This window comes from Demequina sp. NBRC 110057, assembly GCF_002090175.1.
Classification (GTDB): domain Bacteria; phylum Actinomycetota; class Actinomycetes; order Actinomycetales; family Demequinaceae; genus Demequina.
On sequence record NZ_BBRN01000003.1, the window covers coordinates 468976 to 491906 of the forward strand.

The window sequence follows — 22931 nt, forward strand, 5'->3', positions numbered from 1 at the left end:
TGCCTTCCGGTCACGAGGCCGCGAGCGCATCGGCGCCCGAGACGATCTCGCTGATTTCCTGGGTAATCTCGGCCTGACGCGCCGAGTTGGCGAGCCTGGTGTACTGGCGAATGATGTCCTCCGCGTTCTCCACGGCGGTGTGCATCGCGCGCTGGCGGTTGGCCAGCTCGGATGCGGCGCCCTGAAGCATGCACGCGTGGATGCGGGACTCGATGTAGCGCGGCAGGAGCGCGTCCAGCACCTGCTCGGCGCTGGGCTCGAACTCGTACAGGGGCTCCACGTCCTCACCCGGCTCCGCGACGCCCGAGACGAGCTCGATCGGCAGCAGACGGATGACGCGTGGCTCCTGCGAGACCATCGACGAAAAGTGCGTGTAAACGATGTGAAGCTCGCTCACGCCGCCCTCCTCTGCCGATGCCGTGAAGGCGCCGTACAGAGCCCGCGCGATCTCCTGGGCGGTGGCGAGGGTCGGTGCGTCCGACTCCCCCTGCCATTCACCCGCGAGCTCGCGCTTGCGGAACTTGAAGTAGCCCACGCCACGGCGACCGAACGCGAACGGAACGACCTCCTTGCCCTCGCCGCGCAGACGCTCGGCAAGGCGCTCACCCTCGCGCAGGACGTTCGCGGAGTACGCGCCCGCCATACCGCGGTCAGCGGTGATGACGAGCACGGCCACGCGGTTGGTGTCCGTGCGCTCGGTGGTGAGCGGGTGATCGACCGACGAGTGGGTCGCCACGGCGCTAATGGCGCGCGTGATGGCGCGCGAGTACGGGGCGGCGGCGGTGACACGGTCGCGAGCCTTACCGATGCGAGAAGCCGCAATGAGCTCCATCGCACGGAAGATCTTCTTCAGCGACTGTGTCGACCGGATCCGCTGCCGGTAGACGCGCTGCTGTCCACCCATCGGCTACTTCTTCTTCTTCGCGACGATCTGCTCCTGCTCGACCTGGGCCTCGCCGCCACCCTCGATGGAGGCGGAGGTGGTCAGCTCGGTGCCCTCGGACTCGAGGAACGTCGACACGAACGAGTCAACCTCCGAGTGGAGGGTCTCCTCGTTCTCGTCGGAGAGCTGGCCGGTCGACGCGATGTCCGACAGCACCGAGGTGCCACGGCGCAGGTGGTCGATCATCTCGCGCTCGAAGCGCAGGACGTCGGCGACGGGGATCTTGTCGAGCTTGCCCTTGGTGCCGGCCCAGATCGAGACGACCTGCTCCTCCACCGGGTACGGGGTGTACTGGGCCTGCTTGAGCAGCTCCATCAGGCGCGCACCACGGGTCAGCTGCTGACGCGACGCGGCGTCAAGGTCGGACGCGAACATCGCGAACGCCTCGAGCGAGCGGTACTGGGCGAGGTCGATCTTCAGCGTTCCGGAGACCTTCTTCATCGCCTTGACCTGCGCCGAACCACCGACGCGGGACACGGAGATACCGACGTCGATCGCGGGGCGCTGGTTGGCGTTGAACAGGTCGGACTGCAGGAAGATCTGGCCGTCCGTGATGGAGATGACGTTGGTCGGAATGTACGCCGACACGTCGTTCGCCTTGGTCTCGATGACCGGCAGACCGGTCATCGAACCGGCGCCCATGGCGTCCGACAGCTTCGCGCAACGCTCGAGCAGGCGGGAGTGCAGGTAGAACACGTCGCCGGGGTATGCCTCGCGGCCCGGCGGGCGGCGCAGCAGCAGCGACACGGCACGGTAGGCCTCGGCCTGCTTCGACAGGTCATCGAAGACGATGAGGACGTGCTTGCCGTCGTACATCCAGTGCTGGCCGATGGCCGAACCGGTGTAGGGGGCGAGGTACTTGAAGCCCGCAGGGTCCGAGGCGGGGGCGGCGACGATCGTCGTGTACTCGAGCGCGCCGGCCTCCTCAAGGGCGCCACGCACGGAGGCGATGGTCGAGCCCTTCTGACCGATGGCCACGTAGATGCAGCGCACCTGCTTGGTCGGGTCGCCGGAGTCCCAGTTGGCCTTCTGGTTGATGATCGTGTCGATCGCGATCGCGGTCTTACCGGTCTGGCGGTCACCGATGATCAGCTGGCGCTGGCCGCGGCCGATCGGGATCATCGCGTCGATCGACTTGAGGCCGGTCTGCAGCGGCTCGTGGACCGACTTGCGGTCCATGACGCCGGGGGCCTGCAGCTCGAGGGCGCGGCGGCCGGTGGTCTCGATCTCGCCGAGGCCGTCGATGGGGTTACCCAGCGGGTCCACGACGCGGCCGAGGTAGCCGTCACCCACGGCGACGGAGAGAACCTCTCCGGTGCGGTGGACCTCCTGGCCCTCCTCGATGCCGGTGAACTCACCGAGCACCACGACGCCGATCTCGCGCACGTCGAGGTTCAGGGCCAGGCCCAGGGTGCCGTCCTCGAAGCGCAGCAGCTCGTTCGCCATGCAGCCGGGAAGGCCCTCGACGTTGGCGATGCCGTCGGCGGCCAGCGTGACGCGGCCCACCTCCTCGCGCACGACGCCGGACGGCTCGTACGACTTCACGTAGCTGTCGAGCGCACTCCGGATCTCGTCCGGACTGATCGTCAACTCAGCCATGTTTCTCTCCTGTCACTACCGCGTGAGCGGTTGTCGTCTTAGCTAGCCGACGAGTCGTCGTCGTGCGTCGTCGAGCTTGCTGAGGATGGTGCCGTCCACCACTTCAGAGCCGACCTGAACTCGGATGCCGCCGAGGACCTCGGGGTCCACGGCAACGTTGATCTGGATCTCACGGCCGTAGGCGTCCTTGAGGATCCCGGCGAGGCGCTCCCGCTGCGCTGCGGACAGCTCGACGGCCGCCGTCACCGATGCGACAAGGCGCTCGCGACGGGCCGCAGCCTGGTCGAGGAGCGCGTTGATCGCGGGGATGAGGCGCCGTCCGCGCGGCACCCCGACCACGCGCTGCAGCAGCGCGTGGGTCGTGGGGTACAGCTTGCCGCCGAGGGTGTCCTCGAGAAGCTGAAGGCGCTGCTCCTTGGTCGCCGACCGGTTAGAACCGGCGATGAGGAGCTCGCGGTTGGCGACGAGCAGCCGCTCGACGCGGAACAGCTCCTCCTCCACCGCGGGCAGCGTGCCCTGGCTCTCCGCATACGCGAAGATCGCCATCTCGCCGGCGTCCTCGATGGACTCCGACAGATCGGCCTCGCCGGACCAGCGCGACTGCGCAAACGCGGCGACGATGTCCACCGCACGCGAGTCGAGGGCTCCGAAGAGCTGCTTCACCAGCGAGGCCTTGTCCTTGCCGGGACGGGCCGGATCGGTGAGCGCACGGCGAAGCGAGCCCGACGAATCGAGGGCGTCCACCACCACGAAGAGGTGCTCAGCGATCGTGATGCCGTCCTTGCCCGCCGCGGTGACGATCGGGTCGAATTCCCGAATCACCGCGTCGTGCGAGGCCTGACTGGTTCCGCGCATCGGGCCTATCCCTCCGCCTTCTGCTTGTCGTTCACCGACGCCTCGAGGTCATCCAGGAAGCTGTCGATGATGCGCTGCTGACGCGCGTCGTCCGCGAGCGACTCGCCCACGATGCGCGAGGCGAGCTCGGTCGCGAGCGTGCCGACCTCGGCACGCAGCGACACGATCGCCTGCTGACGCTCCGCCTCGATCTGCTTGTGAGCGGTCTCGACGATGCGCTGGGCGTCGTCGGAGGCCGTCGTACGGCTGTCGGAGACGATTGCCGTGGCCTCGGAGCGCGCGTCCTCGCGGATGCGCGCCGCCTCGGCACGGGCCTCGGTCAGCTGCGCGGTGTACTCCTCGAGTGCCGCCGCCGCCTCGGACTGCGCCTCCTCAGCCTTCTTGAGACCACCCTCGATCTTCTCGGCGCGCTCATCAAGGATCGCCTGCATCTTGGGCAGGAGCACCTTCATGAACACGACCACGATGATCGTGAAGATGATCAAAGACCACAGGATGTCGTACGGGGCCGGGATCAGGGGGTTCGCGGACGACTCCCCGTGCTCCTCGGCCGCGACGACCAGGCTGAGTGCGGTCATCAGAAGAGGAAGCCGGTGACCAGACCGAGGAGCGCGAGCACCTCGACGAATGCCACACCGATGAACATGGTGGCGCGGAGCTGGCCGGCGACCTCGGGCTGACGCGACATGCCCTCGACGGTCTTACCGATCAGGATTCCAAGACCGATACCGGGGCCAATGGCGGCGAGGCCGTAACCGATGGTCGCGACGTTGCCGGAGACCTCGGCGAGAGTGGTGGTGTCCACGTGGGGTTCCTTCCGTTGGATGCGAGCGCCACCGCGGCGCCGCACGTCTTTGGGGGTGAGGGTTTAGTGCTCTTCCTCGATCGCCATGTTGATGTACACGGACGACAGCATGACGAACACGTAGGCCTGCAGCGCCGCCACGAAGATTTCGAAGAGCGTGAAGGCGAAGCCTGCAGCGAAGGTGACGGCGCCCATGGACTTCATGAACCCGGCAGCCTCGAAGAAGAAGTACTGCGTGGCGGCGAAGCACAGCACCAGCAGCAGGTGACCGGCCATCATGTTCGCGCACAGTCGCAGCGCGAGGGTGGCCGGGCGCAGGATGAAGACCTGCAGGAACTCGATGGGGGTGAGCAGCACGTAGATGCCCTTGGGCACTCCCGCGGGGAACAGCGACAGCTTGAGGTAGCCGCCGAGTCCGTGCTGCTTGACGCCGACGCCCAGGTACAGGACGTAGATCCACACCGCCATCACGATCGGCAGGCCGATCAGGGAGGTGCCCGCCATGTTGATGAACGGGATCACACCGGTGATGTTGAACGCGAGGATCGCGAGGAACACGGTGGTGAGGAACGGCAGGAAGCGCTTGGCGTTCTCCGGGCTCATCACCTGCTCGACGATCTGGAAGCGCACGAAGTCGAGGAGGAACTCGAAGGCGCCCTGGCCGCGGCCGGGGACGAGCTTCGCGTTACGCACGACGAGCCACACAAGAAGCATGAGCACGACGGCCGCGATGACCCGGGCGAGCTCGATGCGGTTGAACTCGAAGATGGTGCCCTCGAAGAGCAGCGCCGGAGGGAAGAACTCGTCGACAGTCGGGGCATGGAAGCCGTCGGATCCGAAGAGCCATCCGAAGAAGCCGGTCGAGGACTCGGCATCGGACGAGGTCTCGGTCGCGGCGGTCATCGCCGAAACCAGGGCCAGATTCGCCACAGAATTTTCTCCTGGTGTTGTGAGCACGCGCGGACGGGGCTGCCGAGCACGCCGGGGGCCGTGATGCTCAGGAATCCTAACGTATTCCCGGGCGTCCTAGGAACCGCTATCGACGTACGGGATCCGGGCATTCCGGATGACCCAGAAGTCGATGGCGAGCGTCGCGATGATCCCGGTGACCGCGAAGGCGGCGAAGAGCTCCTTGTGGAACCCCTCGATCCCCTGCAACACCAGGAGCGCGACGATGATGATGAGCATCTTGCCCAGCCACGAGCCACCGATGTAGGCGGCCATGATGTGGGGCGGCTTCTGGTGCGCCACGAGCATCGCGATCTGCGTCGTGAGGCCCGCCAGCGCCGCGACGGCGACGCCCACCTCGGCCGCGAGCAGCCCCGCGCCGCCCGCCACGAGCAGCCCGACGGGGACGGCGATCACCGCCAGCGCGACGATGACGATGACGGTGACGCGCAGGGCGCGTCGGTAGGTGCGGGACTCCTCGGTCACGGCTGCTCCTTGGGTGAGGGGCTGGTGGCGGCGGCCGATGCGGTGGCGGCCTCGGCATCGGCGCTCGCCTCGGGTGAGGCGTCGCCTGATTCGGGGCTCTCGTGCGTCTCGGCGCGGCCCTCGGGGGTGATCCGCTGCAGCGGCTTCACTCCCCGGCCAGCGGCACGCCAGCCGCTCGAGAGGCGCCGCCGGAGCGGCGGCGAGAAGGTGAACAGCGCGGCGACGGCCAACCCCGTGCACGCGAGCACGAGTGCGGCGCCGAGCGGCAGGAAGACGAGCGACACGGTGCCGAACGACAGCACCGCCGTCCACATGTAGAGGATCGAGACCGCCCACCGGTGCGAGTGGCCGGCGCGCAGCAGCACGTGGTGAAGGTGGTGCGCGTCGGGCATGAAGGGGCTTTGACCCTTGAGCGTGCGCCGGATCACCGCCGCCGTCATGTCGATGAGTGGCACCGCGACCACCATCAGCGGCAGCACGATCGGGATGAAGGCCGGGATGCGCTCGCGCTGGGAGACCACCTCGGGGTCGATCTGCCCCGTGACGATGATGGCGGCGCCAGCGATCGCGAGACCGAGCACCATGGACCCGGAGTCGCCCATGAAGATGCGTGCGGGGTGCAGGTTGTGGGGAAGGAAGCCCAGGCACGCGCCCACGAGGACGGCAAGCACCAGCGACGCGAGCGACGAGTAGTCGCCGGGCGAGGCGGAGCGGGCAAGCACATACGTGTACGTGAAGAAGGCGGCGCCGCCGATGGCGATCACTCCGGCCGCCAGGCCATCGAGCCCGTCCACGAAATTCACCGCGTTCATCGCGACCACCACCACGATGACCGTGGCGGCGAGCGACAGGTACGAGCTGCCGATGGTGAGGCCGAAGATGGGGACGGAGACGAGCTGGACCCCGCCCCAGGCCATCACGAGCGCCGCGAGCACCTGGCCCGCGAGCTTGGCCATCCAGTCGAGGTCCCAGATGTCGTCCGCGAGCCCCAGCAGGCACACCAGGCCCGCCCCGGCGACGACGCTCCACGCCGCGGAGCTGGTCTCGAATACCGGCTGAAGGAACGGGACGTTGCTCGCTACCGCGACCGCGGCGGCGAGCCCGAGGAAGATCGCGACACCGCCGAGCCTCGCGGTGGCGACCTTGTGCACGTCGCGGTCGCGGACCGCCGTGACGGCGCCGACCTTGAACGCGAGATGCCTCATCGCCGGGGTCGCGGCGTACGTCACGAGCGCCGCGATCACCAGGAGCGTGAGGTAGACCTTCACCCGTCGGCCTCCGCGGCGGTCGCCTCCGGGGCGAACGCGTCGGCTCCGGCGATCTCGACGAGCCGCTCGCGCGTGATCCCGCCGTCGCGGATGACGCGCAGCCCGGCAGGGTCGGTCGCGTCGACGATGGTCGATGCCGTCCCCAGCGGGCTGTCGCCGCCGTCGAGGTAGACCGCGACGGAGTCGCCCAGCTGCTCCTTGGCGGCCGATGCGGTAGTCGCCGCGGGTTCGCCGGTGCGGTTGGCGCTCGTCACGGCCAGGGGGCCGGTGCGCTTCAGCAGCGCGAGGGCAGCCGGGTGGTCGGGGACGCGCAGCGCGACGGTGCCATGGGTGTCGCCGAGGTCCCACGCGAGCGAGGGCTGCGCGTGCACGATGACGGTCAGCGCGCCCGGCCAGCACGCGTCCATCAGCGCGCGGGCCGCCGCCGGGATGTCGTATCCCAGTCCGTCAACGGTGCGCGCGTCCGGCATGAGGACCGGCGGCGGCATCTGGCGTCCGCGACCCTTCGCCGCGAGGACCGCGGCCACGGCATCGGCGTTGAACGCGTCGGCACCGACGCCGTACACGGTGTCGGTGGGAAGGACGATGACGGCGCCACGGCTCACCGCGTCGACGGCGGCGTCGAGGCTGGGACCCCACGTGGCAGGGTCAGAGCAGGGGTAGATCACGACAAGTAGTGTCTCAGACTCCCACGCGCGTCACGATGAGCATGCGGTCGCGTCCCGTCAGGTCCTGCTCCGTGCGGGCGCCAGACCAGAACTCCGAGCGCTCGCAGTGGGCGCGCAGCGCGGGGCCCTGGTTGTCGGCGTGCTCCATCACGAGAGTGCCGCCGACGCGCAGCAGGCGCGCGGCCTCGTCGATGATCGCGCGCGGCAGGTCGAGGCCGTCCTCGCCCAGGCCGTACAGCGCCTCCGGCGGGTCGTAGTCGCGCACCTCGGGGTCGCGCGGGACGCCGTCCGGCGGGATGTAGGGCGGGTTCGACACGACCACGTCCGCGCAGCCCTCGAACAGGTGCAGGCAGCGCTTGGCGTCGCCCAGCATCGTGCGGGTGCGCTCGCGCACGTCGGCGCGCTGGCCGCGGGCGTTGAGGCGCAGGTAGACGAGGGCCCCCTCGGAGGCCTCGACCATCGACACCTCGGCGTGCGGGACCTCGTCAGCCACGGACAGGCCGATCGCGCCGGAGCCCGCGCACAGGTCGGTGACGCGCACCTTGCCGTCGCGGCCGGGCTTGGCCGCCCTCGCGGCGTCGATGGCTGCCTGCGCCACCAGCTCGGTCTCGGGGCGCGGCACGAACACGCCGGCGCCCACCTGCAGGTCAAGGTTGCGGAAGTAGGCCTTGCCCGTGATGTGCTGCAGCGGCTCGCGCATCACGCGGCGCGCGACGCGCGCCTCGAGAAGGTCGTGGTCCAGCGGGTCGAGAGGCCAGTGGTCGTCGCGCGCGGCGGCGGTGCGGACCTGGCCGGGCTCCCACTTGAACGTATGCGCCATGAGGGCGATCGCGTCGGCCTCGGGGGACGGCACGCCGGCATCGGCCAGGCGACGGGAGATTTCCTTGAGTCGTGCTCCGACGGTAGGCAATTACGCCTCGTGGGCGGCGAGGCGGGCGGCCTCGTCGGCGTCGATGGCTGACTGAATCACGGGCTGCAGATCTCCTGCCAGGACGTGGTCAAGGTTGTAGGCCTTGTACCCGGTGCGGTGGTCGGCAATGCGGTTCTCGGGGAAGTTGTAGGTGCGGATGCGCTCCGAGCGGTCCACGGTGCGCACCTGCGACTTGCGCATGTCCTGGGCCTCGGCCTCCGCCGCCTCCTTCTGGGCGGCGAGCAGGCGGGCACGCAGGATGCGCATGGCCGACTCCTTGTTCTGGAGCTGGCTCTTCTCGTTCTGGCAGCTCACCACGATGCCCGTGGGCAGGTGGGTGAGGCGGACTGCCGAGTCGGTCGTGTTGACCGACTGGCCGCCGGGGCCCGACGAGCGGTAGACGTCGACGCGGACGTCGTTCATGTCGAGCTCGACGTCCTCGACCTCCTCGGCCTCGGGATAGACGAGCACTCCCGCGGCGGAGGTGTGGATGCGGCCCTGCGACTCGGTCGCCGGCACGCGCTGGACGCGGTGCACGCCACCCTCGTACTTGAGGTGGGCCCACACGCCGTCCTCGGGCTCCACGGAGCCCCTGGCCTTGACGGCAACGGAGAGGTCCTTGTAGCCGCCCATGTCCGTCTCGGTCGCCTCGAGGACCTCGGCCTTCCAGCCCTTGGACTCGGCGAACTTGAGGTACATCTTCAGCAGGTCGCCAGCGAACAGCGCGGACTCCTCACCACCCTCGCCCGACTTGATCTCGAGGATCACGTCACGCGAGTCGTCCGGGTCGCGAGGGATGAGGATGCGACGCAGGGTCTCGGTCGCGTCCTCGGCCGCCTGCTCGAGGGCAGGCACCTCGGCCGCGAACTCGGGGTCGGCATCGGCCATCTCCCGGGCGGCGGCGAGGTCGTCCTGGGCGGACTCCCATGCCCGATGCGCGGCGACGACGCGGCCGAGCTCCGCGAACCGACGCCCCAGCGTGCGCGAGCGCCCGGCATCCGCATGGATGGCGGGGTCGGCGAGCTGACGCTCAATGTCGGTGTACTCGTCCAGCAGGGGCTGGACTGCTGCGAAGGCTTCGGCCACGTCGTCGTCGGTAAGGCTTCGGGTTACTTCTGGTTGCCGTAGCGCTTCTGGAAGCGCGCGACGCGGCCACCGGTGTCCATGATCTTCTGCTTGCCCGTGTAGAACGGGTGGCAAGCCGAGCAGACCTCGACCGAGATCTCGCCGCTCTTGACGGTCGAGTTGGTCTCGAACGTGTTGCCGCAGGTGCACGTGACAGTGGTGGCCACGTACTCGGGGTGAATGTCCTTCTTCATGATCTCCCTTAAGAGTGCCTCCGGGTCCTTGCGCGTACTTCGCGGTCGGTGAACCGGACGGCCAGCCCTCTATTGTGCCACGCGCGTCAAGGCCCGGCCACCTCGATCTTCTCGAGCCGGGCGCCGCGGCCCTTGCCGCACGGCGCGGCATCGGCGGCGAGGTCGGCGACCGTGGCGCGCACCGTGTCGCCGAGCGCTACCTGGGCGTCTCCGGTGAGCGACCACACCGCCGCATCGTCCGTCGTCACCTCCACGCAGCCATCCGTGACGGCCGTGACCCTGCCGGCGACGACGGAGGCCGGCGTGACGTCAGTCGGCGACGTGGGAGGGGCCGTCGGGGTCGCCAGGGTGGGAAGGTCACTCGGGCTCGGCGTGGGGGTGACCGATGCGGGGGTGGCCGATGCTGACGTCGGCCCTGGCGTCTCACTCACGCTATCGTCCCCTCCCCCGCCGCACGCGGCGAGAAGCGCCGCGGCCACCGCCGCGAGCGCCACGGAAGCCAGCCGGCGCATCGGCCCTCCTCAAGTGAATCGGGGTGGTGGCCCGGAGCCCCGGGCCACCACCCCTGCGGTCAGGCGACCCTGACCGTCATCGAGGTGCCGTGCTGCCACAGCACCTGGATCTTGGTGCCGGTCGCGGGGAGCTTCACGCCGTGGTTCGGCAGCTCCTCGTACCAGTACTTGTCGGTGTCATCGAAGACGGGGTTACCCCAGGTGCCCTTGATGGTGCTCTTCTTGCCGTCCACGTGCAGCTTGACGGTGTCGGTGCGCTGGATGCCGAACGGGGCGTCGTAGACCTGGACGCGTGCGCGCCAGTAGTTGCCGTTGACGTCCTTGAGTGGCTTGGGGTGCGCGTCGATGTACAGGTTCCTGCCGCTGCCGGGATGGGCGAACGTGTCGTTGTCCGAGTAGGACAGGTCCCAGTACGAGATGAGCAGTCCCTCCTGGTACGAGTAGTGGTCCACGAAGTCCGGCTTGGTGCTGGCGTACCCGAAGAAGTACGGGCCGGTCTCGAGGTACTTGTCGTACGAGGTGTAGGAGCGGTTGGCCGCGATGTAGTAGTTCGGGTACGACTCGGTGCTCTCCGTGCCCACGGCGGTGAAGCCGTCGACCGTCCAGCCGTTGTCGCCGTCCTCGGCGCCGTCCGCGAAGACGCCGTCGATCGCGATGTCGTCGAGGAAGATGCCGTCCACCACGTCGGGGTCATTGCCCGCGACGCCGCCGTCCGTCGTGTAGCGCAGGCGCAGCGAGATGTCCTGGCCGGCGAAGGCGCTGAGGTCGTAGGTGGCGTCCACCCAGTCGGCCTGGGTGCCGTCGGTCGCGAAGATCTCGTCCGTCGTCGTGAGGCTTCCCTGAATCGGGACGTAGCCGGCACCCGAGTCGACCTCCACATAGAAGTAGTCGTAACCGGACTCGATGTCGTAGCGGGCCTGGAAGGTGAGGTCAGCGCCGTCGGCGGGGACGGAGACGTCCCTGGTCAGCGTGCTGGTGAGGTCGTCACCGGTGCCGCTGTACCACTGCAGGTCACCCTCGGCGGGGGCGCCGAGATCCGTGGTGACCGTCTTCTCCGGCAGACCCACGATGACCGCCTGCGGCTTCTTGGTGTTGTACTCCGAGGGGCCGAGGTTCACGATCTTCTTGGTCCCCGACTCGACGTACTCATAGTCGAGCCAGCCCAGCTGGAGCTTGTTCCATGCCCCCAGGTCGCCGCCGCGCTCGCCGAGCCCGTCGTCCCTCTTGGAGTTCAGGCGGCTCTGGGCCATGAGGGTCCAGTGCTCGTTGTTGTTGTCGCCTCCCGACTGCACGTTGTAGTCATCGGGCAGGCCCAGGTCGTGGCCGTACTCGTGATAGAAGACGCTGCGGCCGCCGTTCTCCGGCTGCATCGTGTAGTCACCGATCCACACGCCGGAGTCGCCGATCTCGGTGCCGCCAAGCTTGTTGGTGTCGGGACCGGTCTGGCCGGCCGCGTTGTAGTAGGCGTACCAGCGGTGCGACCAAATCGCGTCGGAGCCGTAGATGGGGTCGCCGTCGGCCTGGTCGCCGCCGGCGTGGACGATCTGGAAGTGGTCGATGTAGCCGTCGGGCTCGTTGAAGTCGCCGTCTCCGTCGTAGTCGTAGCGGTCCCACACGTCGAACGACGCCAGGTCCGCGTTGACCTCGTCCACGGAACGACCCTGGTCGAGCTGGTCCTGGTACCAGACGTTCGCCGCGTCCTTCACGAGGTCCCACACGTCCGAGCACACGTTGGAGCCGCACTGGTCGTTGCCGTAGGCGGCCTGCGTGTAGTCCACCTTGACCCAGTCAGTCACCTCGCCGTCCACGCTGTAGCGGCCGGACGACTGCGTTTCGTAGTAGTCCCGCAGCGACTCGTCGCCGTCGAAGTACAGGTCCTGGTAGTGCTCCTGGTTGTAGTCCTCCTGCCACACGGTCGAGTTGTCGACCTTGCGGTTCGGCTCGGGGATCTCGTTGTGAAGCGGGCCCTCGGAACGCTGGGCGTCATCGGCGGTGCCCGTGGGCGACGGGGTGTCGCCGAACTCGGCAAGCACCACAAAGATGCGGTCCGTCGCCTCGCGCGAGAGCTCCACGTACTGGTCCTTCTGGTGCCAGTTCCAGCCCTTGCCCTTGCCGCCGCGGGCGTTCTTGGCGGCGCCGGACTCGGTGGCCTCACCCACCTTGACGACCGTGCTGCCGTCTCGCTCCTCGGTCTCGAGCTCGCCGTCGAGGACGCCGGTGATGGCCGCCTCGCGCAGGGCGCTGCGCTTCTCGTCGAGGGGGTTGGGCATGTTGTCTGACGGCGGCGCCTGCGCCAGGTCCTCCTCCTCGGGCGGCGCGGCGGTCGCGGCCGGACCCGCGATCATGCTCCCCCCAAGAAGCGCTGCTGTGGCGGTTGCCAGCATCGTCTTGCGCATCCATTCCTCCATGCGTGTCGGACGCCCGGCCGCGTGCGACGGCCGCGACGTCTTGCTGGGCGGGCCGGTCTGGCCCTCCCGGTACGTGACGCCTCGCACCCGGCGCGTGGGCCGGGCAGATGAGGTCGCGTCGTCACGACCTGAGGAACAGGGTTAGCACCGCCAGGGGGTGTTTGTCCTGGTTTGTGGAGTTATAGACATCTGACTTGCGCTCTCAGATTGCTCGCGTCGGACGGTTGCGTCCTCGCGGGACATGAGGGGTGAAATCGGGCGATCTACGACCCCTATGTCCCGCGGGGAGGCACCGGCTATCCACAGATATCCCGGCCGGCGAGAACCGAGACGGCCCCAATGGTCAGATGGCCGCCATGCGTCCCATCCCCGGCCTCGTCGCGCTCGACGGATCGCTCGCGGAGTTCCTCGCCGCGAACGCCCATGCCTTCACCCGGGGCGAGCTTGTTTCCGGGTGGACGCGGCACGCACTCGAGATGGCACTCGACGGACAGGCGGTGGCGCGCATCCTCCCCGGGGTCTATGCGGGGGCGCCGCATCGCAATGTGCCGGTCGTGCGAGGCGAAGCGCTTAACCTTTGGCAGCCGACGGCACTGGTCACCGGCCCCCTCGCGCTGCGTCTGATGTCGCCGACTTTGCCGATGCCTGGGGCCGCCCACATCCGCGTCGCCAACGGCCACCGCCCGCGTTCCCCCACGTGGGTCCGCGTTCTCCAGGGCGCGCCCGTGCGCGCCCGGACCTACGCGTCGGGAGTCGCATGCGTGACCGGCGATATCGCGGTCCTCGACGCGTGGAAAGTCGCGGCGCCCGCGAGCAGGCTTGATGTCCTGTGGCGCGCTCTGTGGGCGAGGGTCTGTACCGCCCAGGCACTCGACTCGGCACTCGCGCGAGCGCCCCGAGTCGTCGCGCGTCGTGACCTTGCGCGAGTGCTCGGCTGGTTCGAAGAAGGCGCGACATCGCCTCTTGAGGTTCGCGCGAAGCACGAGACGTTTCGTGACGCACGCTTCCGCGAGTTCGAGTGGCAGGCGCCGGTACTGCTTCCGAACCGGCGTGCAGTCGTCGACATGCTCCACCGGCGCGCCATGGTGGCCGTGGAACTCGACGGAGACCGGTATCACTCCACACGCGAGGCCCGCGACGCCGACCGCGAACGCCAAACCGAGCTGACCACTGGCGGTTACGCAGTTCTGCGCTTCGGATGGCACGACATCACGCGGCGACCAGAGTGGTGCCGCGACGTCACGCTCGCGACGGTGGCGGGCCGCCTCGCGCGTCCTAGCGGGACATGAGGGGCGAAAATGAGCGATAGGTGACCCTCAAGTCCCGCCGGCGCGCAGCCACAGGCGCCGGCATGCAGAAGGGCCCCGCGCCCACCTTGCGGTCGGTGCGGGGCCCTGCGGCGTACGGATTACTTGGAGGTCAGCTCGTTGTCGACGTCGTCCTTGCTCGGCGTGGTCTTGGCGACCTGCATGAGGAACTCGGCGTTCGTCTTGTTCTCGCGCAGCTTGCCCAGCAGCAGCTCGGTCGCGGCCTGCGGCTCGAGTGCCGTGAGCACGCGACGCAGCTTCCACATGACCTTGAGCTCCTCGGTCGACACCAGGATCTCCTCGCGGCGCGTGCCGGACGCGTTGACGTCCACGGCCGGGAAGATGCGGCGGTCGGCGAGCTGACGCGACAGGCGCAGTTCCATGTTGCCGGTGCCCTTGAACTCCTCGAAGATCACCTCGTCCATCTTCGAGCCGGTGTCGACCAGCGCGGTGGCGAGGATGGTCAGCGAGCCACCGTTCTCGATGTTGCGCGCCGCGCCAAAGAACTTCTTGGGCGGGTACAGCGCCGCGGAGTCCACACCACCGGAGAGGATGCGGCCCGATGCGGGGGCGGCGAGGTTGTACGCGCGGCCCAGGCGGGTGATGCCGTCGAGCAGCACCACGACGTCCTGGCCCAGCTCCACGAGGCGCTTGGCGCGCTCGATGGCGAGCTCGGCGACCTGGGTGTGGTCGCCGGCCGGGCGGTCGAAGGTCGAGGCGATGACCTCACCCTTGACGGAGCGCTGGAAGTCGGTGACCTCCTCGGGACGCTCGTCCACGAGCACCACCATGAGGTGAACCTCGGGGTTGTTTGCCGAGATCGCGTTGGCGATGTTCTGCATGATGAGCGTCTTGCCCGCCTTGGGCGGCGAGACGATCAGGCCGCGCTGGCCCTTACCGATGGGGGCGACGATGTCGATGACACGCGTGGACAGGCCGCGCGACTCGGTCTCGAGGTGCAGGCGCTCCTGGGGGTACAGCGGCGTGAGGTCGCCGAACTCCTTGCGCTGGCTGGCCTCCTCGGGCGAGACGCCGTTGACGGTCTCGACGGTGGCGAGCGCGTTGAACTTCTGGCGCTGGCCGCGCTCACCCGGGCGGGGAGGACGGACCGTGCCGGTGATGGCGTCACCCTTGCGCAGGCCGTACTTCTTGATCTGGTTCATCGACACGTACACGTCCGACTTGCCGGAGAGGTAGCCCGTGGTGCGCACGAAGGCGTAGTTGTCGAGGATGTCGACGATGCCGCCAACCGGGGTCAGCTCCTCGTCGTCGTGGAGGTCGTCCTCGTCCTGACGGACCTGCTGCCCGCCGCCGGAGACGTTCTCGTCGCGGTCACGACCGCGCCCGCGCCCACGACCGCGCCCGCGGCGACGGCGGCCGCCGCGCTCGTCATCGTCGTCGTTGTTGTTACGGTTCTGGTTGCCGCGCTCGTCGTTGCGGTTGCCGCCCTGACGGTCGTTCTGGCCATCCTTGTCCGCACGCTCGCCCTTGTCGGCGGAGTCCGACCCGGGGAGCTGCAGCGCCTCGGCGGCGCGGCGCGCGCGCTCGGAACGGTCGTCGTCGCCGGCGCGGCGCTGACCCTCGGCCTTGGACTCGGACTTCTCGGCCTGGCCGCCCTGCTGGGGCTGGCCGCCCTGGGACTGGCTGCGGCGCGAGCGCTGGGGCCCGGCCTCGGCGGGAGGGTCCTGCTTGGCGGGAGCCTCGGCCTCGGCGGCCTGCTGCGCCGGAGCCGCAGGGGCATCGGCCGGCTGCTCCTTCTTGGGCGCGGCCTTGGCGGGCACGACCCCGCCGTTCTTGATGGCCTCGATGAGGTCACCCTTACGCATCTTCTTGACGCCGGAGACGCCGAGCTCGGAGGCGAGAGCCTGGAGCTGGGGCAGCTTCATGGCGCTGAGGGCCGCGCTGTTATCCGCGCTGGCCACGGTGGTGTCGGTCACACTGATCCTTCCCTCGCACGAGCCGGGGCGGCTCTGGAGAAATGTGAATGCGAGTATCCCCGTGAGGCGTCCGGGTATGCGCGTACGCCGTCGTCCGCTGACGCCTGGAAGTCTGGGGATTGCCCCTCACCCGCGACCTTGTGTCTGCCGGGAGGAACACCTGCAGGTTAGCACCCGCGTCCGTACGGCCTCAACCAACGTTCGCCCACGGCGTGGCGCCCCTCGCGCGCGTGTCCGTGTTGCCGCGCCTCACCCACGGGAATAGCCTCACCCTGACGGGGGCCGATGCCGTCCCCGCGGACCCGACGGAAGGACCCTCCCATGACCTTGGGACCCATCGAGATCGTGGTGATCGGATTCGAATCCGGCACCTTCAAGGGCGAGATCGTCCAGGAGCTGAGCGCGCTTGTCGACGCCGGCACCATCAGCATCGTCGACGGCCTGTTCGTGCGCCGCACGGGCGAGGACGAGCTCGACTACGTGGAACTTGACCAGGTGGGTGACGACTCCGAGGTGTCGCGCCTTGCCGAGGTTGCCGACCGCATCGACGGCCTCGTGTCCGAGGAGGACGTCGAGGAGCTCGCCGCCGAGCTGCCCGTGGGTGGCGCCGCCGCCATCCTCGTGTTCGAGCACACCTGGGTGAAGCCCCTGCGCGACGCCATCGCCGCCGCCGGTGGCGAGCTCGCCGAATCCATCCGTGTCCCCGGCCCGGTCGTCAGCGAGGTTCTCGCCGAGATCGAGGCCCTCGAAAACGAGGAGAACTGACATGCCCCGCAGGATTGGCCGCCCCGGCCTCATTGGCACCATGGCCCGCACGGCCGTGATCTCCGGCACCGCGACCGCGGTGTCCGGAAACGTCGCGCGCCGCCAGGCCGGCCGCGCGCAGGCCCGCCAGCAGCAGCAGTACCTGGAGCAGGAGCAGGCTCAGCAGGTGCAGAGCAACCAGGCGCAGCTCGCGTCAATGCAGGCGCAGCTCGCGGCACAGCAGTCGGCGCCCGCCGTCCAGGCCGCCCCCGCGGCATCGGCCGGCGACGACCTCATGGCGCAGCTGACCAAGCTGGCCGACATGAAGAACGCGGGCATCCTGTCCGACGCCGAGTTCGCCGCGGCGAAGGCGAAGCTCCTCGGATGACGACCTGGGCCTCCCGTGTCAGGGAGACTCGCTGGTCGGGAAAGCTCAACAGCGTCGACTACATGCGCGATGCGGTCTTCTTCGAGGGCCCCACCGTGCGTTCGCAGCACACCAGGTTCTGGCTGCTGCTCACGCTCGCGGCGGCGATTGCCACCGCTGGCATCGCGGCGGATTCCACCGCCACGGTCATCGGCGCGATGATCGTGGCGCCGCTTATGCGTCCCATCCAGGGCACGATGCTGGCGACGGTCCTCGGTGACCGTCGCCAGTTGGTGCGGTCGATCCTCATCATGTGCGCCGGCGCCGCCGCGGCGGTGGCCGTGGGCTACCTGCTGGGCATGCTCATCGTCCAGCCGATGCTCGCGTCCACCAACGCCCAGGTCGCCGGCCGCGTCACGCCGGGTCTGATCGACCTGTTCGCGGCACTCGCCACCGGTGTGGTGGGCTCCATCGCGCTGGTGCGCTCGGACATCTCCGACACCCTGCCGGGCGTCGCCATCGCCATCTCATTGGTACCGCCGCTATGCGTGGTCGGACTCACGCTCGAGTCCGGCGCGTGGACCCAGGCGCTCGGGGCGCTGCTGCTGTTCGTCACGAACGTCGCGGCCATCCTCGCGACCGGTGCGATCGTCATGGCGATCTACGGGTACTCGAAACTCAGGCTCCTCGAGGTCGAGGACCGCGAGGCGGAGCGGCGACGTCGCGTGCGGGTGTACCTCACCACGGCTGCGCTCGTGCTGCTCGTCTCCGGCCCGCTCGCGTGGTCGACGGCGCAAGCCATCGAGGACCGTGGGCGCATCGGCTCAGTCCAGGCGTACCTCGACGACCTCACCGCCGACACGCGGTGGGCGGTGGTGTCCGTCACGCCTCGCGAGGATGACGTCATCTACGTGGTGGTCAAGGGCACTCCCCCGCTGCCGGATACGGACGCCATTTACGCCGGCATGGAGGACGCGGGGCTCGATGCGGATGACATCGTCATCGAGTTCATCCCGTCATACACCTTCGACGTGAACGGCGAACGCGACAATTTCTGACTCTCCTCCCTCGTCGACTTATGACGATCGCAGTTCATAAGTCGGCGAGGGCGGCGTTTACGAGGCACCTTTACGTCCCTTAGTCCGGTAGCATTCACGCATGCTCGACCCGCGCGGACAGGAGACACTGAGCGGCTCCGCGCAGTCGGAAATCTTCCAACTTCTGCGTGACGGGCAGCCCCGCACCCGTTCTGAGCTCGCCACCCTCACAGGGCTCGCACGCTCGACCGTCGCGGCCCGCGTCGACGCCCTGTTGCGCACGGGCCTCATCCGTTCCGTGGCCGATGCCGCCTCCACCGGCGGCCGCCCCTCGCGCCAGTTCGCCTTCGATGGGACCGCGTACGGCGTCCTCGGCGTCGACATCGGTGCCACCCACGTCCACATCGGAGTCAGTGACCTCGAAGGCACACTGCTCGTCGACGTCAAGGAGTCCCTCGCCGTCGCGGAGGGCCCCGATGTGGTGCTCGCCTGGGTGATCGAGCAGGGCCAGAGGCTGCTCGCCAACCTCGACCGACCAGGTTTCCTCAGGGCGGTCGGCGTCGGCCTTCCCGGCCCGGTGGAACACACGACAGGACGCCCCGTCGACCCGCCGATCATGCCCGGCTGGGACCGTTTTGATGTGCCCGAGACACTCACCGGCGCCTTCGGCGTTCCCACCCTCGTCGACAACGACGTCAATGTGATGGCGCTCGGCGAGCACAACGACCACTGGCCCGAGGTCGATGACCTGCTCTTCATCAAGGTGTCCACGGGCATCGGCGCTGGTGTCATCGCCGGTGGCCGCGTCCACCGGGGCGCCATGGGAATCGCCGGAGACATCGGCCACGTCTGGGTTCCCGAGGCCGACGAGGTGCCGTGCCGATGCGGATCGACCGGCTGCCTCGAGGCGATCGCCGCTGGCCCCGCAATCGCCGCCCAGCTCCGCGCGGGAGGGCTCGACGTGCACGGCCCGCAGGACGTTGCGGCGGCGGTGAATCAGGGAGACATCGACGCCATTCGTGCCGTGCGCGAGGCCGGCAGGATCATCGGCCGCGTCCTCACCACCTGTGTGAGCCTCATCAACCCCGCCGTCATCGTGCTCGGGGGGGCCGTCGCCAACGCCGGCGACCACCTCCTCGCGGGCGCGCGCGAGGCCGTGTACGCGAGGTCGACTCCGTTGGCGTCGGGCAACCTCCAGATTGTCCGCTCACGCGGGTCCGACAAGGCGGCCGTCTCGGGAGCCTCGTCGATGGCGATCCAGCTGGCGCTGTCGGCCGAAAGCGTCGAGGCACTCGTCCGCGACGTCACCGCCTAAGCCGCCCCGCTCCCCCCGCCCCCTACCCCCGTGGCGGTAGAGGCGGGGGCCGAGGCGCGGGTGCCTAGTCGGTGGAACTGAAAGCGGAGTCGAAGGCTGCGTCGGGAGCGTCGAAGGCGTGCTCGCGCACGAACGCGAGCCCCTCCGGCGCGCCCTTCAGCCGGTCCATCCCGGCGTCCTCCCACTCGATGGACAGCGGCCCGTCGTAGCCGATCGCGTTGAGCATGCGGAAGGCGTCCTCCCAGGGCACGTCCCCGTGGCCCGTCGAGATGAAGTCCCAGCCGCGGCGGGGGTCGGCCCACGCAAGGTGCGACGACAGCCTGCCGTTGCGCCCGTTCAGGCGACGCCGCGTGTCCTTGCAATGCACGTGATAGATGCGGTCCTGGAAGTCCCACAGGAAGCCCACCGGGTCGACGTCCTGCCACACCATGTGGCTGGGGTCCCAGTTGAGCCCGAACGACTCGCGGTGGCCGATGGCCTCGAGGGTGCGCTTGGCGGTCCAGTAGTCGTAGGCGATCTCGCTGGGGTGGACCTCGAGCGCGAAGCGCACCCCCTCGGCCTCGAACACGTCCATGATCGGGTTCCAGCGGTCGGCAAAGTCCTGGTACCCCTCGTCGACCATGTCGGCGGGCACCGGCGGGAACATCGCGACGGTCTTCCAGATCTTTGACCCCGAGAAGCCGACGACGGTACGCACGCCGAGGCGCGCGGCCATCCTCGCGGTGTCCTTCATGGCGTCGGCGGCACGCTGACGCACGCCTTCCGGATCGCCATCGCCCCACACCACGGGAGGCAGGATCTCCTGATGGCGCCGATCGATGGGGTCGTCGCACACCGCCTGCCCCGTGAGATGGTTCGAGATCGCGACGATCTCCAGGCCATGGCGCCGCATGAGGTCGAGCCGGCCCTGGACGTACTCGGAGTCGTCCCAGCGAGACACGTCGAGGTGGTCCCCCCAGCACGCCAGCTCAAGCCCATCGAAGCCCCACCCCGCAGCGAGGGTCGCCACCTCCTCGAGGGGCAGGTCCGCCCACTGGCCGGTGAACAGGGAGATCGGTCGGGTCATCGTCAGTCCTCTTCCTTGAGTTCTTGTGAGTAGTCTCAGGCCGCGGTGGCGCGCCACGCGGAGCCCGCGCCGGCGGATCTCTCGACCGCGTCGAGCACTCGTTGCACCTGGTAGCCGTCCGCAAAGGAGGGCCGTGGCTGCTCGCCTGCCGCGAGCGCCTCGACGAGGTCCTTGGCCTGGTGCACGAAGCCGTGCTCGTACCCCAGCATGTGGCCCGCCGGCCACCACGCGTCCACATAGGGGTGCTCGGGTTCGGTGACGAGCATCCGGGTGAAGCCCTGGCGTCCCGCGGGCGCAGTCGCGTCGTACACCTGCAAGGCGTTGAGGTCCTCGAGGTCGAACAGGATCGCCCCCTTGTCCCCAGCGATCTCGATCCTGAGGCCGTTCTTGTGACCCGTCGCGAAGCGCGTCGCCTCGAACACCCCGAGTGCGCCGGAGGCGAAGCGCCCCGAGAAGGAGGCGTAGTCGTCGACCGTGACCGGCCCCGTCCCCGCGCCGGCGGAACCGGACAGGCCCTGGCCTTCGCCGAGCATCGGCCGCTCCTTCACGAAGGTCTCCATGACGCCGGACACGTCGGTGACCACATCGCCCGTGATGAACTGGGCGAGGTCGACGGCATGGGCGCCGATGTCGCCCAGCGCGCCCGAGCCGGCCTTCGCCTTGTCCATGCGCCAGGTGAGCGGCGCCTGGGGGTCGGCGAGCCAATCCTGCAGGTACTGGGCGCGCACCTGGCGCACCGTGCCGACGGTTCCTGTCGCCACCAGCTCGCGTGCGAACGCCGCGGCCGGCACACGGCGGTAGGTGAAACCGACCATCGCGAACACCCCACGCTCCGCCGCGTCCGCGGCGGCATCGGCCATGCGCCGCGCCTCGTCGACGGTGTTAGCCAGCGGCTTCTCACACAGCACGTGCTTGCCCGCCTCGAGCGCCGCGATCGCCATGTCGCAGTGGAGGTTGCCGGGCGTCACGACGTCGACCACGTCGATGTCGTCCCGGGCGATCACGGCGGCGAAGTCCTCGGAGGCCTCCTGCCACCCCCACTGGCGCGCGAGCCGAGCGTTCTTGCCGGGATCGCGCCCCACGAGGACCGCCATCTCTGGCCGTGCCGGAAGGTCGAAGAAGCGAGGGGCCACGCGCCAGCCCTGGGAGTGCGCTGCCCCCATGAAGCCGTTGCCGATCATGGCGACGCGAAGGGTGTCGGTCATCGTGTGAGTCTCTTCCTGTCAGGTGACGTACGGGCGGTGACACCGGCCGGGGCGGGGGCGATGGCTCCCCCGGCCCCGGCCGGGTGGTCAGGACTCGAACCCGTACTCGAGGTACTCGTCGACGTTCTCCGCGGTGACGACCGGGGCGTCGAGCACGATGCGGTGCGGGACTCCGGGCGACACGAGGTCACCCATGGAAGCACCCTGGGCGAGAAGGCGGGCGAGCGCGATGCCGTCTGCCGCCTGGGTCGAGGGGTAGATGACGGTGGCCTCGAGGACGGTGTCGCCGTCCTTGATGGCGTTCATCGCGATGGCGGAACCCGCGCCACCCACCATGAAGAACTCGTCACGTCCGGCCTCGTCGATCGCGGCGAGGACACCGATGCCCTGGTCGTCGTCGTGATTCCAAATCGCGTCGATCTGGGGGTTGGCAGACAACAGCTGCGCGGTCGACTCCTGGCCGCCCGCGATGGTGAAGTCGGCGGCGACGCGAGCCGTCACGGACAGGCCGCACTCGGCGAGCGCGTCGTTGAAGCCTGCGGTGCGGTCCTGCGTCAGCGGCAGCGAGTCGATGCCGGCGATCTCGGCGACCACAGCATCGGGCTGGTCACCGAGCTTGCCGCAGATGTACTCGCCGGCGCTGACGCCCATGCCGTAGTTGTCGCCGAGAATCGTGACGCGCGCGGCCTCCGTCGAGGAGAACTCGCGGTCGACGTTGACGACCGGCACGCCGGCGTTCATCGCGTTGATCGCGGCCTCGGTCAGCGCCGCGCCGTCGGTGGGCAGCAGGACGATGGCGTCGACGCCGTCGTTCACGAACGTCTCCACCTGGCTGATCTGCAGGTTGGCGTCGTTGGTGCCCTCGGCGACCCTCAGCTCGACGTCGTCGTAGCTTTCGCCCTCGGCGATGGCCGCGGAGTTGATGGCGCCGAGCCAGCCGTGGTCGGCGGCGGGTCCGGAGAAGCCGATGACGACGGTCTCGCCCGAACCGCCGTCCCCGGCCGCGGCCTCGGAGGTGGTGTCGGATGAGGCGTCGTCGGTAGAGCCGTCGGTGTCGTCGGAGCTGCAGCCCGCCAGCAGGGCAACCGTGGCGATCGCCATGGTGCCGGCCGCGAGCATCCGCCTGCGCGTCGAGCGGGATGCGTACATGGATTCCTCCTGATGTGGATCACTGTCGTCTTTGCCAGTGATGCGGTGCACCCAGGGCCCCTCCCCTCACGGGTTCGGGCGGT

At 69.0% G+C, this 22931-nt stretch carries 23 protein-coding genes; 5 read left to right on the top strand and 18 right to left on the bottom strand.

What is annotated here, in order from left to right; all coding sequences use genetic code 11:
• Positions 1 to 10 precede the first annotated feature (10 nt).
• From B7K26_RS02140 to B7K26_RS02205, 14 genes are all read right to left on the bottom strand, one after another.
• A complete protein-coding gene (locus B7K26_RS02140; RefSeq protein ID WP_084077032.1) occupies positions 11 to 904 on the bottom strand; it encodes a F0F1 ATP synthase subunit gamma in 894 nt (297 codons plus the stop codon).
• Positions 905 to 907: 3 nt separating this feature from the next.
• Positions 908 to 2542, bottom strand: coding sequence for a F0F1 ATP synthase subunit alpha (atpA, locus tag B7K26_RS02145; RefSeq protein WP_084077033.1), 1635 nt, complete (start codon positions 2540 to 2542; stop codon positions 908 to 910).
• A 42-nt stretch (positions 2543 to 2584) separates the two neighbouring features.
• On the bottom strand, positions 2585 to 3397 hold the full coding sequence (locus tag B7K26_RS02150) for a F0F1 ATP synthase subunit delta (protein WP_084077034.1): 813 nt from the start codon (positions 3395 to 3397) through the stop codon (positions 2585 to 2587).
• A 5-nt stretch (positions 3398 to 3402) separates the two neighbouring features.
• Positions 3403 to 3975 (bottom strand): F0F1 ATP synthase subunit B, encoded by a 573-nt coding sequence (locus B7K26_RS02155; RefSeq protein ID WP_084077035.1) that lies wholly within the window; start codon positions 3973 to 3975, stop codon positions 3403 to 3405.
• A complete protein-coding gene (gene atpE, locus B7K26_RS02160; RefSeq protein ID WP_084077036.1) occupies positions 3975 to 4202 on the bottom strand; it encodes an ATP synthase F0 subunit C in 228 nt (75 codons plus the stop codon). The genes B7K26_RS02155 and atpE overlap by 1 nt, the downstream gene beginning before the upstream one ends.
• Positions 4203 to 4265: 63 nt before the next feature.
• Positions 4266 to 5105 carry a F0F1 ATP synthase subunit A gene (gene atpB, locus B7K26_RS02165; RefSeq protein WP_084077528.1) on the bottom strand — a complete coding sequence of 280 codons (840 nt, stop codon included), beginning with the start codon at positions 5103 to 5105 and terminating at the stop codon, positions 4266 to 4268.
• A 123-nt stretch (positions 5106 to 5228) separates the two neighbouring features.
• Complete coding sequence (locus B7K26_RS02170; protein WP_084077037.1) at positions 5229 to 5636, bottom strand: hypothetical protein; 408 nt, start codon at positions 5634 to 5636, stop codon at positions 5229 to 5231.
• Positions 5633 to 6904, bottom strand: a complete 1272-nt coding sequence (locus B7K26_RS02175) for an MraY family glycosyltransferase (protein ID WP_084077038.1) — start codon at positions 6902 to 6904, stop codon at positions 5633 to 5635. The genes B7K26_RS02170 and B7K26_RS02175 overlap by 4 nt, the downstream gene beginning before the upstream one ends.
• The gene (locus B7K26_RS02180; RefSeq protein WP_084077530.1) at positions 6901 to 7569 is read right to left on the bottom strand and encodes an L-threonylcarbamoyladenylate synthase; all 669 of its coding nucleotides are present in this window, start codon (positions 7567 to 7569) and stop codon (positions 6901 to 6903) included. The genes B7K26_RS02175 and B7K26_RS02180 overlap by 4 nt, the downstream gene beginning before the upstream one ends.
• A gap of 16 nt (positions 7570 to 7585) precedes the next feature.
• Positions 7586 to 8482 (bottom strand): peptide chain release factor N(5)-glutamine methyltransferase, encoded by an 897-nt coding sequence (prmC, locus tag B7K26_RS02185; RefSeq protein ID WP_159449578.1) that lies wholly within the window; start codon positions 8480 to 8482, stop codon positions 7586 to 7588.
• Positions 8483 to 9568, bottom strand: a complete 1086-nt coding sequence (prfA, locus tag B7K26_RS02190) for a peptide chain release factor 1 (protein ID WP_084077039.1) — start codon at positions 9566 to 9568, stop codon at positions 8483 to 8485. It abuts the gene before it with no gap.
• 23 nt (positions 9569 to 9591) lie between these two features.
• Positions 9592 to 9801 carry a 50S ribosomal protein L31 gene (rpmE, locus tag B7K26_RS02195; RefSeq protein ID WP_084077040.1) on the bottom strand — a complete coding sequence of 70 codons (210 nt, stop codon included), beginning with the start codon at positions 9799 to 9801 and terminating at the stop codon, positions 9592 to 9594.
• Positions 9802 to 9887: 86 nt separating this feature from the next.
• Positions 9888 to 10313 (bottom strand): hypothetical protein, encoded by a 426-nt coding sequence (locus B7K26_RS12910; RefSeq protein ID WP_084077041.1) that lies wholly within the window; start codon positions 10311 to 10313, stop codon positions 9888 to 9890.
• Positions 10314 to 10372: 59 nt separating this feature from the next.
• Positions 10373 to 12658: an immune inhibitor A domain-containing protein gene (locus tag B7K26_RS02205; protein ID WP_234998655.1), complete on the bottom strand. Its 2286-nt coding sequence runs from the start codon at positions 12656 to 12658 to the stop codon at positions 10373 to 10375.
• A gap of 410 nt (positions 12659 to 13068) precedes the next feature.
• Here B7K26_RS02205 and B7K26_RS02210 point away from each other — a divergent pair, with 410 nt between their 5' ends.
• On the top strand, positions 13069 to 14010 hold the full coding sequence (locus tag B7K26_RS02210; protein WP_084077043.1) for an endonuclease domain-containing protein: 942 nt from the start codon (positions 13069 to 13071) through the stop codon (positions 14008 to 14010).
• A gap of 119 nt (positions 14011 to 14129) precedes the next feature.
• Here B7K26_RS02210 and rho read toward each other — a convergent pair whose 3' ends face one another.
• Complete coding sequence (rho, locus tag B7K26_RS02215) at positions 14130 to 15965, bottom strand: transcription termination factor Rho (RefSeq protein WP_304441432.1); 1836 nt, start codon at positions 15963 to 15965, stop codon at positions 14130 to 14132.
• A 321-nt stretch (positions 15966 to 16286) separates the two neighbouring features.
• On the opposite strand from rho, the gene B7K26_RS02220 reads away from it, so the two are divergent.
• The 4 genes from B7K26_RS02220 (at position 16287) to B7K26_RS02235 (ending at position 19428) form a co-directional block, all read left to right on the top strand.
• Complete coding sequence (locus tag B7K26_RS02220) at positions 16287 to 16730, top strand: DUF6325 family protein (protein ID WP_084077044.1); 444 nt, start codon at positions 16287 to 16289, stop codon at positions 16728 to 16730.
• A 1-nt stretch (position 16731) separates the two neighbouring features.
• The gene (locus B7K26_RS02225; protein WP_084077045.1) at positions 16732 to 17097 is read left to right on the top strand and encodes an SHOCT domain-containing protein; all 366 of its coding nucleotides are present in this window, start codon (positions 16732 to 16734) and stop codon (positions 17095 to 17097) included.
• Positions 17094 to 18134 (top strand): DUF389 domain-containing protein, encoded by a 1041-nt coding sequence (locus tag B7K26_RS02230; protein ID WP_084077046.1) that lies wholly within the window; start codon positions 17094 to 17096, stop codon positions 18132 to 18134. The genes B7K26_RS02225 and B7K26_RS02230 overlap by 4 nt, the downstream gene beginning before the upstream one ends.
• Before the next feature lie 100 nt (positions 18135 to 18234).
• Entirely contained in the window at positions 18235 to 19428 is a 1194-nt protein-coding gene (locus tag B7K26_RS02235; RefSeq protein ID WP_084077047.1) for an ROK family transcriptional regulator, read from the top strand.
• 64 nt (positions 19429 to 19492) lie between these two features.
• Here B7K26_RS02235 and B7K26_RS02240 read toward each other — a convergent pair whose 3' ends face one another.
• From B7K26_RS02240 to B7K26_RS02250, 3 genes are all read right to left on the bottom strand, one after another.
• Positions 19493 to 20494, bottom strand: a complete 1002-nt coding sequence (locus tag B7K26_RS02240) for a sugar phosphate isomerase/epimerase (protein ID WP_084077048.1) — start codon at positions 20492 to 20494, stop codon at positions 19493 to 19495.
• Between the two features lie 35 nt (positions 20495 to 20529).
• The gene (locus B7K26_RS02245) at positions 20530 to 21699 is read right to left on the bottom strand and encodes a Gfo/Idh/MocA family protein (RefSeq protein WP_234998656.1); all 1170 of its coding nucleotides are present in this window, start codon (positions 21697 to 21699) and stop codon (positions 20530 to 20532) included.
• A gap of 87 nt (positions 21700 to 21786) precedes the next feature.
• Entirely contained in the window at positions 21787 to 22848 is a 1062-nt protein-coding gene (locus B7K26_RS02250) for a substrate-binding domain-containing protein (RefSeq protein WP_084077049.1), read from the bottom strand.
• Positions 22849 to 22931: the final 83 nt, after the last annotated feature.